At 62.6% G+C, this 11,561-nt stretch carries 9 protein-coding genes; 2 read left to right on the top strand and 7 right to left on the bottom strand.

All coding sequences use genetic code 11. The features are described from left to right. Positions 1 to 23: 23 nt before the first annotated feature. The 3 genes from O7598_RS28525 to O7598_RS28515 form a co-directional block, all read right to left on the bottom strand. Positions 24 to 812: a DUF6928 family protein gene (locus O7598_RS28525; protein WP_269694290.1), complete on the bottom strand. Its 789-nt coding sequence runs from the start codon at positions 810 to 812 to the stop codon at positions 24 to 26. 233 nt (positions 813 to 1,045) lie between these two features. After that, positions 1,046 to 1,219, bottom strand: coding sequence for a hypothetical protein (locus tag O7598_RS28520; protein WP_269694289.1), 174 nt, complete (start codon positions 1,217 to 1,219; stop codon positions 1,046 to 1,048). Next, the gene (locus tag O7598_RS28515) at positions 1,216 to 1,437 is read right to left on the bottom strand and encodes a flavin reductase (RefSeq protein ID WP_269694288.1); all 222 of its coding nucleotides are present in this window, start codon (positions 1,435 to 1,437) and stop codon (positions 1,216 to 1,218) included. Before O7598_RS28515 ends, O7598_RS28520 begins: the two co-directional genes overlap by 4 nt. 375 nt (positions 1,438 to 1,812) lie before the next feature. Here O7598_RS28515 and O7598_RS28510 point away from each other — a divergent pair, with 375 nt between their 5' ends. Both O7598_RS28510 and O7598_RS28505 read left to right on the top strand, forming a co-directional pair. Next, complete coding sequence (locus tag O7598_RS28510; RefSeq protein ID WP_269694287.1) at positions 1,813 to 2,214, top strand: GntR family transcriptional regulator; 402 nt, start codon at positions 1,813 to 1,815, stop codon at positions 2,212 to 2,214. A gap of 279 nt (positions 2,215 to 2,493) precedes the next feature. Beyond that, positions 2,494 to 2,913, top strand: coding sequence for a hypothetical protein (locus tag O7598_RS28505; RefSeq protein ID WP_269694286.1), 420 nt, complete (start codon positions 2,494 to 2,496; stop codon positions 2,911 to 2,913). Between the two features lie 503 nt (positions 2,914 to 3,416). Here the strand turns inward: O7598_RS28505 and O7598_RS28500 are convergent. The 4 genes from O7598_RS28500 to O7598_RS28485 are packed head-to-tail and all read right to left on the bottom strand — an operon-like array spanning position 3,417 to position 10,843. Beyond that, positions 3,417 to 4,163 carry a M48 family metallopeptidase gene (locus O7598_RS28500; RefSeq protein ID WP_269694285.1) on the bottom strand — a complete coding sequence of 249 codons (747 nt, stop codon included), beginning with the start codon at positions 4,161 to 4,163 and terminating at the stop codon, positions 3,417 to 3,419. Further along, positions 4,150 to 7,230 carry a type I restriction endonuclease subunit R gene (locus O7598_RS28495; protein ID WP_269694284.1) on the bottom strand — a complete coding sequence of 1,027 codons (3,081 nt, stop codon included), beginning with the start codon at positions 7,228 to 7,230 and terminating at the stop codon, positions 4,150 to 4,152. Before O7598_RS28495 ends, O7598_RS28500 begins: the two co-directional genes overlap by 14 nt. 5 nt (positions 7,231 to 7,235) lie before the next feature. After that, entirely contained in the window at positions 7,236 to 8,390 is a 1,155-nt protein-coding gene (locus tag O7598_RS28490; RefSeq protein ID WP_269694283.1) for a restriction endonuclease subunit S, read from the bottom strand. Positions 8,391 to 8,443: 53 nt separating this feature from the next. Continuing rightward, positions 8,444 to 10,843, bottom strand: a complete 2,400-nt coding sequence (locus tag O7598_RS28485; RefSeq protein ID WP_332367413.1) for a type I restriction-modification system subunit M — start codon at positions 10,841 to 10,843, stop codon at positions 8,444 to 8,446. Positions 10,844 to 11,561: the final 718 nt, after the last annotated feature.

The following is an 11,561-nucleotide window of genomic DNA, read 5'->3' as shown; positions in this document are numbered from 1 at the left end:
GCGTAGGCCGCCGCCCGGTCCGCTCACGTCAAGCGTGCCCTGACGTCCGCGCGGACGCTGTTGGCGCCGACCTCGTGCAGCGTTCCGTCCGGCCCCATGCGGTACGTCCGGGGCGGCCCCATGGTCTGTAGTGCCTCCGCGTAGGCGGCCTCGCGGACGGCCTGTTCCTCGCCGGACGGGTCGATCGTGCGGAAGCCGTGCAGGTGAACGGAGTCGGCGTCGATGTCGTCGGGGCAAGGAGAGCCCTCGATGATGAAGCCGAACAGCGCACGCAACGCTTCCTCGCCGAGATCGAGGGGATGGAACGGCAGCGGGTAGGGGTCCTGATTGTGCCAGCCTGGTACTGGCTCGACGGGATGCTCACCGGCCCAGTACGGCAACTCGAAGTCGTACGGCTTGCCGATGTTCTCCTGGATGCCCCCGTCGGGCGACAGGCTCAGCGATCTGATCAGCACACCGTCCTCCCAAACTGCGAAGCCGAGCCAGTCCACGACCGAGTGCATCCCGTGCACGATGATTCGCCGGCCTGCTCCGGCTCGGCGCAGGTGTTCCGGTAGCTCAGACGGGCGATCGAGCATGAGCCGCCGGTCGCAGTACAGTTCTGCCCCGGCCAGCACGGTTGCGTACGTGAAGTCGTCCGGCGGGTAGGTGCCGTCGAGCAACGTGTTGTCATCGGCGGGTTCGACGACGTAGCCGGGGTGGACCTGACGTACCGACGCCTCGGTCTCGGATCGCTCCGACCGCGTGGCGCCACGCAGCGCCGGACGGATGTCGCCGTCGGTGAATGCCAGTAGGGCTGTCTTCGCTCCCACGTCGCTCCTTCCAGTTCTGCGGCAGGCACGCCAGCCGGCGGACATGATCGTCCAACCGACAGAGGCCGCTGAGCTGGAACGGAGTGGGCCGCCAGGGACTCGAACCCTGAACCTATGGATTGCCGGCGGCCGGGCTTCTTGCGGTGTGGTTCGAGGTCAGCAGGCCTGCTGCCGTGCTTCTCGGCCCGGTTCGGCTGGCACGGTTGCTGTACTTCGCTGCTGTACTGCTGGCATCAGACAAGGCGCTGGACGCGGACCTTCGGGCGCTCGTTCTTGAGGTGGCCTTGCTTGTGCTGGCGGATCTGCTCGTCCCAGACCTCCTGGTCGTAGTCCGGGTCCGGTGGGATCCATTTGTGGGAGCCGTCGCTGTAGTGGAACTTCTCGTCGCCGGGTCGCAGGATGCTCATCCTCTTGTCCAGCCGAGGAACCGGTGGTGCAGGTGGCCGGCGGGGACGTGGGTCAGGTCCTGGGCGGCGTCGACGAGCTGGGTCGCCAGGTAGAGGGCTAGCGAGATCGGGGCGCGGTAGTACTCGGCTCGCAGCTCTCCTCGGCGCGTCTGGCAGGGCCAGTCGGCACCGCAGCCGCCGCAGATCCAAGCTGGCGTGACTGGCAGGTGAGTAGTCATCTCGGCGTCTCCCGCGCGGCCGGCTGGCCCGTTGGCAGGGCACCTCGCGGGTCATCCTGTGAAGGCCAGTGGCCTCGATTGATCGGGATCCGATGCGTTGTACGGCAGGGCAGCTCGCTTCCGCATCGGCAGACCCTCCGCCATCGCTCCCATGACCAGACCGGCCGGTGCCGTCTGGCCAGAGTGAGCGCGACAGCGATCAGGTACTCCTCGTATGAGACACGAGGCATCGGGCCTCCCCTCGGCTCTCGATCGAGGTTGCAGGTATCCCCGCAGGCCGGCTCACGGCGCGATGCCGCAGCTCACATCACCGTAACGACGTAGGACTGTAGATACAATAAGATGTAGAGCTGTTGGACACGTAGCGTCACTTTCGTGATCGACCCCAGTGCGGATCGTGCCGTGTTTCGGCAGCTCGCAGACCTCCTGCGAGACCGGATCACGTCTGGCGACCTCGCGCCTGGGGCTTCACTGCCCAGCGAGCTGCGGTTGGCTCAGGAGTACGGGCTGAGCCGCACGAGCGTCCGACAAGCGGTAGCACTGCTCCGGTCGGAAGGGCTCGTGATCGTGGAACCGCCGCGCGGCACGTTCGTTCGCGCTGTCGAACCGACCGAAACGGTGACTCTACTCAAGGGCGACACCGCGACCGCTCGGATGCCTACCCCGGCCGAGCGGCGCGAGCTGGAGATCGGCGAGGGCATCCCGGTCATCGTGATCTTCCGCGCCGACGGCTCCCGCGAGCTGTACGCCGCTGACCGCATCCGCGTAGGTCGCTGACCCGTCCCCGCCGCCACCAGTGGCCCCCGCTGGGGGCCTGGTCCGCGTTGTCAATCAGTGTCGGCGTCTATCGTTCTCCCTGGTCCTGCCTTCATCAGCCTTCGACCGTGACCATCGGCGCCGATCAGGTATCACCACACTCGCTGACTTTCTGCTGACTTGTAGGACGACTGCACCGGTAAGCGGCCCCTGGCCGCCGCGCCTCGGTTGCCGCCGCTGCAGCCACGGGGCTGCCGAGGGCCGCGGCCATCGACTAGCCTCAACGGTGGAGGCGGTGCCATGTCGCTGTATGGCCGAGATGACGCAACGTGGGAGCGGCTGACCTCGGTCGGGCTGGACTTTCTCGTTGAACGTGCGCGGATCGAGAACGTCACTACCTACACGGAACTCAACGCCACGTTGGTGCGCCGGACAGGGTTTCCAGGTTTCGACTTTGACCGCGAAGATGAGCGCGCTGCGATGGGACGGCTACTCGGCTTGATCGTGGAGCGGAACTATCCCGCGACGGGTCTCATGATCTCAGCGCTAGTGCGGTACCTCGACGCCAACGATGCAGGTCCTGGCTTCTACGACCTTGCGACGCGAATGGGACTGCTCGGACGGAATCCATCGAAGTCGGCGAAGATGGAATTTTGGGTAGGCCAGGTCAGGTCGTTGCATCGGCACTATTCGCGTTTCCCGAACCCGTTGACGTCCTGACCCGTCTGATGCCTCGCTTACAAGCTCTGTGCGGATCGTCCGGCGTCGTCTGTCTGTGTTCGCGACCTCGGGCGAATGTCCGCACGCACCGGTCGACGGGCGGCCTCGTCCACGCCGGTTGCTGTCGCCGTTGCTGTCGACAGCTCACCCCATCCACGCTGTCGTTCCAAGTCCATGATCCGTTGGGGTGCCGGGTTCGTGCAGTTCCGCCGGAAGTGCGAGCCCCGGCTTCCTGGCCTCCGACGCCGCCCCGACGTGCCTCTTGACCTGCCGAAACGCCTTCCATCGGTTTCCGGCATCTTCCGCCGTTACTCGTGGCCGGTTGTGCCGGATCGGTGCCGGGTGATCACGAGGAACTGCCGGGCTACCAAGCAGGGCCAACGGGCCGACCCGGGGCGGCAGGAGTCGCTCCACCCATCTTCACAAATGCACAGTGAATGGTAAATCGGGGCTACCCCGCGGCGCAGACAGCATAATGGCCGGCGCCGCTCCTCAATCTTCTGTTAGCCAAGCCTCGTGCCTTCATACGTGTCCCATTCTTCGTCGGCCAGCGGCGCATCGTTAAGTTCGTTCCTACGTGCACGCCAGTCGGGGAGGAACTTGTCCATGAGCTTGGAGAAGCGCTCGCCGTGGTTCCGCTCCAGCAGATGCGTCATCTCGTGGACAATGATGTACTCCAGGCAGTGGGGGTGTTTCTTGGCAAGTTCCAGATTAAACCAGATATGCCGTGTCTCGCGGTTGCACGAGCCCCATTTGGTCTTCATCCGGCGGATGCTCCAGCGCACAACCTTCCGCCCTATGACGGTCTCCCATTGGCCGATTAGCTCAGGTATGCGCGCGCGGAGTTGCTCACGCTGCCAGCCCTGTAGGACAGCCAGACGGGCAGTGCTGTCGGTGGCCGGCGGGACATACAGCAGAAGACGCTCGTTATTGACCTCGACGTGGGCACGACCTGGACGCTCGACAACCTTGAGCCGGTGGCGGATCCCCCAAACATAGTGGGACTCGCCGGTCACCATCTCACGGGCGGACTGGCGCTCGGCTGAGCGCAGTTGCTCGCGCTGCTTCTTGATCCACGGCAGGCGTTGAATGACGGCCATGCGCACGTGGTCGTCATCGAGCTTCAGCGGCGCCGCCACTCGCACCCGGCCCAGGGGCGGGTAAACGCCGATGTGGAGGTTCTTGATGTCCTTGTAGACGATGTCAATCTCGATGCCGCGAACGGTCATGTAGGCGTTAGCGGTACTCATGACGCGCCTTCACAAGGTCAAAGAGTTCATCGAGCCGACCGAAGTCAGCCGGGAGCGCCTGGGCAAGCGCTCGCCTAACCTTCTTCTCCTTGATCGGGTTGCCTACCCAGGAGTCCGGCTTAGTGAGGCGGATGGTTGTGTCGATCTCGACAGCAGTCTCTGCGGACGGGTAGAAGAAGTCGACGAGGGCGCGGCGGGCGCCGTTGTCGGCCCACTCCGGGTACTCGGCGTCCGAGTCGCCTCGTCCGAGCTTGGTGGCGTGCTCAAGGAGCCTGGCGAGGTACTCCTTGTAGTCCACGGCTCCCTGTCGGCGCTGTTCGAGGATGGCATCGAGCAACTCGGACATCTTGTCGTAGTACTTCGGATTCATGGCGTGCTCATCGATGATCAACTTGCGCATGTTGTTGGTGATCGTTTCGGCGACCGCATCGGGGTCCTTCTTGATGCCGTCGGGCAACCTGTCGATCGCGTCGGCGCCCAACCGGACGATGAGCTGGATGAGTCCCGTGTCCTTGAAGTCGGACACGACCTCGGACGGCTTGGCACTGATGTAGGTGTCGAGCAGGTGCCGCATGCCAGCCTCGTACTGCTTGAAGTCGACGTCTTCGCCGGCCCCAAGTTTCACCTCGTCCCGCACATTCGCGTAGTGGGCAATCTCCGCCTTGATGGCTGCGGCTTCCGTATCGCTGTACCCTGCCTCGCCCATCTCGTTGGCGAGGCTGCCAAAGGCGCGGGTGACGGCGGCGATCGCCTTGTACAGCTCGACTCGCTTGGGCTCATTGGCCTTGAGTTGCTCGGCGTCGCCCTGCTCCCGCGCGCAGAAGTACTGCTGATACTGCAACGTGTTCTTCGGTGGCTTTACCGGTTCGCACAGGGCCCGGATGGCTTCGAGGGCATCATCGAGATCTTCCCTGGCCTTCTCGATCCGGTCGGAGAGCAGTCCCTCGATGTCCCCTTTTTCGTAACCGTCCAGCGCCCCGCTCGTGTAGTCGGTGATGGCACTCTCAAGTGAGTTAAACAAATCGCGGTAGTCGACGATGTAGCCGTAGTCCTTGTCCTCGCCGTCGAGGCGGTTGACTCGGCAGATGGCCTGAAACAGACCGTGGTCGCGCATTGGCTTATCGATGTAAAGGTAAGTGGCGCTTGGAGCGTCAAAGCCGGTCAGGAGCTTGTCGACCACGATGAGCAGCCGCATCTGGCCCGGGTGCTTGAGAAAGCGTTCCTTGACCTCTCGTTCGAACTGCTCGACCTTGGTCATGGCCTGGTCGGCGGGCTCATCGAAGTAGTCGGCTAGCATTCGGCGGTAGATGTCGTATTGGCGCAGCTTCTCGGTGGCACCCGCGCCGGAGTCCTCCTTGGAGATGTCCCCGACCTGCGGAGCGTAGGACGTGACGATGGCGCATTTGCCGTCAAATCCGGATTGGCAGAAGAGTTCGTAGAACTTACAAGCTTGGTAGATGCTCTGTCCCACGAGCATGGCGTTGCCACGGCCGTCGGACAAGCGGGGCTTGGTCTCCATGTCCAGCAGGATGTCGTCGACGATTTGCCGGGCGCGCGGTTCCGACGAAACAACCTTTTGCATCGTGCCCCAGCGCTTCTTCAGCTCGGCGCGCGACAGGTCAGTCATGCCCCTGGTCTTGGCCTCGAACCATTTGTCGACCTTCTCCGGCGAGGTGAGATCCTGGTCGATACTCCGGGCTTCGTAGCGCAGGTCGAGCACCACGCCGTCGTCGACTGCCTCGTCGAACTTATAGGTGTGGATGAAGGTGCCAAAGGTTTCGATGCTCATGGCCTTGTCCGCCTTGAGCAGCGGGGTGCCGGTGAAACCGATGAACATGGCGCCAGGAAGCAGCTGCTTCATGGCGTCGTGCATCTTGCCTGACTGGGTGCGGTGGGCCTCGTCGACGAAGACGAAGATGTTGCCTTTGGCGCTGAAGTCGCGCGGGACGTTAGTGTTCAGTTCTCGGATGAAGTCGCCTTCGGCATCCTCGCGGCCGGCCTCGTCATCCGAGCCACGGAACTTGTGCACGAGCGAGCAGATAAGCCATTCCTCGGAGGTATTGAGCGTGGCAAGCGTGTCTGCGCCGCTCTTCGTCCGGTAGATGGACTCGTCGACGCCACCGAACACCTTTTCGATCTGTTCGTCGAGCTCGGTACGGTCCGTGATCAGCAGGACCCTTGCGTCATTCTGGCGCTCCCGGATCCACTTGGCTAGCCACACCATCGTGAGTGACTTACCGGACCCCTGAGTGTGCCAGATGATTCCGCCCTCGCGCCTGGCGATGCGCTCTTGGGCGGCCTTGACGCCGAAGTACTGATTATGGCGGCAGGTCTTCTTAACCCCCGCGTCGAACACCATGAAGTCGTGGATCAGCTCAAGCAGGCGCTTCTTGGAACACAACTGTGATAGCGCGCGATCCAGCGGATCCGCGATCTCAGACGGCTCGCGCCACAACAGCCAGTATTTCTCCGGAGTATCGATGACGCCGTAACGGAGCCCCTCCACGTCGTTGCCGGCCATGACCAGCTGAACAGTCGTGAAGAACGGCCGGATGAATTCCGGTCTCTGATTGCCGATCGTCTGGCGGATACCCTCGGAGACCGCCACCTTCGAGCGCTTGAGCTCCAGCGTCACTAGCGCGATGCCATTGATGTACAGCACAACGTCCGGACGCTTCGTGTGTTGACCCAGGACAGTGACCTCTTCGGCCACCGTGAAGTGGTTTGCCTCAGGTTGAACCCAATCGATGAGCCAAACAGTCTCGGTCTGCTCGCCCACACCGGGCCTGACCTTCACGCCGTAACGGAGCAGCCCGTAGACGTCTCGGTTCGCCTCGTACAGGTCGCGGCCCCCACCAAGGGAGGCGTCGCTCTTCAGCTTTTCGATCGCCTTGTTGATCAGTACCTCGCCGTAGCCGCGTGCACGCAGGTTCTGCGCGAGCAACTCAACCTCGACGTTCGAGTTGCCCTCGCGATTCTCCCAGTTCCCGAGGTACTCGTAGCCGAGCGAGTCGCGGAGGAGGTCCTTGACCACGCGATCCTGCGCTAGCCTCTCGGTCTGACCCACGTTGCTCAAGCTGCACGCTCCTCGACGGGCAGGCGAGTCCGCCCGGTCAGCAGCGCTTGCATCATGCCCTGTCTGACGGCCTTCTTCTTGGCGAGGTCCTTCTCTAGAGTGAGAACCTGTGTATCTATCTGATCCAGGGCTGCGGAGATTGCTTGTTGTTCCGAAAGATCAGGCACCGTCAGAGTGAATTCCGCCAGCTCTGCCCTGTTGACTTTGGGAATCCCACTTCGCGCCGAGACGCTGGTGACGAATTTCGTGAATTGCTCACTCAAAAGCGTATGCAACACGAATCCTCCGTCCACCTTGGCCTTCGGTGTGAGGGGATACATGTCGGCGCTACACAGCACCGGGAAGTTCACCCGAACTGCCTTCTGAAGGTAGGGGCGAATTTTGCTGTAGATGATGTCGCCGGGAGCGGCAAGATACTTCCCGCTGATCGCTCCCTGGGCCTTGGCTGTTTCCACCTTTAGTAGGCGGCCCGTACCGGACCCTACATGGTCAGGAGCGATAAGAGGCAGGTCTCGATATTCGGGCCGTCTCGGATCAACCTGACCGTTCTTGATCGAGACCAGATCCAGCAGTTGAAGGGTCTTCCATGGAGCAGCATCGAACCCGGGGAGGCGTGTCCTGCCTGTAAGCAACTGCTGCCTCATGCCCTGGTAGATTGCCTGCTTCTTCCCAATGAGGCGTTCAAGTGTTGCGACGAGGCTGTTGATCCCGTCCAGGACCTCACGGAGTCGGTTTTGCTCCACCCGAGGAATCAGCGGGAGGGGCATCTGAATAAACTTTTCACGTGGAAGGTGCGCAATGCTCGTCTGGGTCACGACATCCGCGAAAGCGTTCGTCGATGCCCAATACTCAAGCAACCCAAGCATGACGATGGGGTCGTAGCCTGATTTGGGCCGAAGCCGGTGGAGTGCCTTCTGGTAGTAACACTCGGGCAGGTTCTCACGCCAAACAGCTGCTCGCCCAACTTCACCGCCTTCGCAGACCAGAAGATCATTGGCCTTTAGTCGAAAGCGGATCTGGTCCCGACGCGTCATAGGTACAACTCCGGCAGCCGATAGGTCGATTCGGCCCCACTGAACCGCCTTATTGCCGAGGTACGGCTTTGGTTCACCGACATTTCGCGCGGAGTCCAGCATCTTGCCGAGCTGCACCTCGAACTGCGCTCCGACCGCCGAAAGCGGCCAGGGTGAGACAACATGAGCAGTCATTTGACCCCCATGTCTGCGAGATGCGCGGAGACGCGTTGGCTGAGCTCCGAGAGCTCGGCCTCGATGTCACCCGTCGTCTCGGCGTAGCGCTCGCCCAACTGCTGGATGCGTCCGACTAGATCGAGCGTCAGCGAGGTGACCTCGCCCGCTACTCGGGCCGCGATCGTGCCATGCCATTTGTCATCGAGCACCAGTCGCTTGATCTCAGGCTCATCGAGCTCGCCATACTTCTTGAGCGTTGCAAGGTCGAGCGCCGTCTGTGCGTCTTTGGCGTGCTTTCTTGCGGTCGCCTCATCGGCGTAGAGCTTAATCAGACGCTGGAGCGCCTTAACTTCGTCCGGGTCCGAGCCCTCCCGCTTTGCGTTCTTTAGTCGGGCCGCAGCCAGCGCCTTGGTGATCTTGCCGTCCTCCATGGCCTCGGCAAGGAGGCCGTCCTCGACGGCGTGCTCTTCTAAGTACTCGTCTACAAGTCTGGTGGCTTCGTCAGCGGTGGCGATCAGTTCTTCAACCTTCGCCTGTTCGTCAGCGAGGAATCGCGCAACGATGAGCGCCGGCGGGATCAAGTCCATCTTGTACTTGGTGGCACCACGTCCGGAACCAATCACGAGATCTGGAGTCTCGGAGAGTTTGCGTTCCTTCTCCTCGATTGTCTTGCGCGGCTTGGCAGCGTTCATCCAGCCTTCGTTCATCACAAGGAAGACGTCATCGTGCATGATGCTGTGCCAGTAGGTCATGAGCTGCTCGTAGACGTCGTATTCGTCAAGCAGCGCGGTGTACTTGAATCGCGCTATGAGGTCGTCGCCGATCCGGGCGATCAAGTCCTTGGGGACAGTCTGCTCATCGATGCCTTGCAGGATCGGGCGGTGTGTTGTGAACCAGTCGTCGACCTTGCTCTGGATAGCGCCGGCGAACTTGGTGAACTCCTCAGAATCCAGGACATTCTGTTGGACGTCATTGACGTTCAATCTGAGGTCGCTGTAGCCGGGCCGGTTGGGCCTGAACAAGGCGGCGCGCAGGCTCGGAAAGGCGTCCCAGTAACCGGCGAGCGCGTCGAGGTCGCGGTCCGGTATGCCGCCGTGAAGGTGGGCGTCCAGGTCTTGGAGGTCCTCGGGCTCCGAGGAGTCGATGTAGCGCGGGATGTTGAGGTTGTAGTCGTTTTTCGGGTCGGCGATCTCCGCCAGTGGCACCATGCGTGAAAAGCGCTCCACCTCGGCCTGCTTGTTAAAGACGTCCACGATCTTGTGGATGTCCTGAGAGCGGAGGCGGTTCTTGTTGCCGTCCTTGACGAAGCCCTTGGAGGCGTCAACCACAAAGACGCCAGTTCGTGCCTGGGCGTTCTCCTTGTCCAGCACGATGATGCACGCTGGGATGCCGGTGCCGTAAAAGAGGTTGGCTGGCAGGCCGATGATGCCCTTGATGTAGCCATGACGGAGCAACTGCTTGCGGATTGTGGCCTCGGCGTTGCCTCGGAAGAGCACTCCGTGCGGCAGGATGACAGAAGCCTTCCCGGTGCTCTTGAGGGACTTCAAGATGTGAAGCAAGAAGGCATAGTCGCCGTTCTTCTCTGGAGGCCGGCCGAAATCGAAGCGGCCGAAATCGTTCTCCAGGCCGTTGCTCCAAGACTTCACGGAGAAAGGTGGGTTGGCCACCGCGAAGTCGAAGGTGCGCAGATCGCTGCCACGAGTGAACTGCGGGCTGGTGATCGTGTCGCCCTTCCGAATGTCCGCGTCCTCGTTGCCATGGAGGATCATGTTCATCTTGGACAGCGCCCAGGTGGCGTTGTCCTTCTCCTGGCCGTAGATGGTGAGGCCACGCGGCGCCTCGTCGGCTACCTTCAGGAGCAGCGAACCGGAACCACAGGTCGGGTCGTACACGGTCTCGTCCTGACGGGTGTCTGGGCCGATGCCGACCACCTTGGCTAGGATCCGAGAGACTTCAGCAGGCGTGTAAAACTGCCCCTTACTCTTCCCGGACTCGGTCGCGAAGTGCCGCATGAGGTACTCGTAGGCGTCGCCCAGCAGGTCGTCGCCCTCTGCGCGGGAGCCGCGGAAGTCGAGGTCCGCGAAGATCGTGACAAGCTTGGAGAGCCGATCCTGCATCTCCTTGCCCTTGCCCAGCTTCTCCTCGTCGTTGAAGTCGGCAAGGTCGATGACCTTCTCCAGGCCGTTGGCCTCGGCGAGCTTGCCGATGATCTTGTTGATCTTGTCGCCGATTTCCTTGTCGCCCTTGAGCGCGATCATGTCATCGAACGAACCACCGGCCGGGACGTCGATCAGGCTGTTCGGGTCGGTCTTGGCCTTGTCCGTCACGTACTTCACGAACAGCAGCGTCAGGATGTAGTCCTTGTACTGGCTGGCGTCCATGCCGCCGCGCAACTCGTCACAGCTTCGCCACAAGGAGCTGTACAGATCCGACTTCTTGAGTGCCACTATTGGGCCCCCCTTGTCGCGCTCAGTGACCAGGGGATAGGCAGGCCGCCGTCGGCGAGTGACCCCACGGCACGCAGCTGACTCATAGAGTGACCGTCCTTACGCGCAGAGCGCCGTGGCATCTTGATCAGCCACCACGTACGCAGGCATTCACCCTAGAGCTCAGCGCCGATATGGCTCTAGAGGCCCCAGCCGGTCCGAACGGCTATCGCGCAACCCAGTGCCGGTCCTCTCGTCCGGAACGATGGACGTGGATGATCACATCGGGTACGCCTTAACGCAGAGGCCAAGCCGTGCTGTCATCCCGTCTGCCGTCGACCCGCCCTGCTGGGGAGCGGGCCGCCGTCCGGCCCGCCACGTCAAGCGGACCTTGACGGCTCGTACGGACGCTGGCGGGTCGGGCGGCGGTCTGCTCGGCTTGCCCGGGTCGGTGGCAGGCGGGATGGCCTGCGCAACCACCCACGGACCGCGAGCCGCCGGCGCAGCCCCGGCCATCCTGGAGCCGGAGCGCCCCCGCCGGAGGCTCAGTAACCGCAACCCCTCGACCGCCGCCAGATCGCCGACGCGGCCGGCGTGCACTCCCCTACGCCGCGCGGGCTCGTGGCCGCGCGGCCCGGCCGGCTGCCGGCCCAATCTCTCACCGGTAAACAATCCTGTCGTTCTGCGGCGGTCCTCTGGGCTTCTC

The sequence above is a fragment of the Micromonospora sp. WMMC241 genome, from assembly GCF_027460165.1.
Taxonomy (GTDB): domain Bacteria; phylum Actinomycetota; class Actinomycetes; order Mycobacteriales; family Micromonosporaceae; genus Micromonospora; species Micromonospora humi.
Note: the sequence above shows the minus strand (reverse complement) of the source record. Positions and strands in the feature narration are given on the sequence as shown.

Excerpts from the sequence above, each read along its gene's own strand:
- O7598_RS28520 (WP_269694289.1), bottom strand. The coding sequence starts at position 1,219 with ATGAGCATCCTGCGACCCGGCGACGAGAAGTTCCACTACAGCGACGGC.
- O7598_RS28515 (WP_269694288.1), bottom strand. The coding sequence starts at position 1,437 with ATGACTACTCACCTGCCAGTCACGCCAGCTTGGATCTGCGGCGGCTGC.
- O7598_RS28505 (WP_269694286.1), top strand. The coding sequence starts at position 2,494 with ATGTCGCTGTATGGCCGAGATGACGCAACGTGGGAGCGGCTGACCTCG.
- O7598_RS28500 (WP_269694285.1), bottom strand. The coding sequence starts at position 4,163 with ATGAGTACCGCTAACGCCTACATGACCGTTCGCGGCATCGAGATTGAC.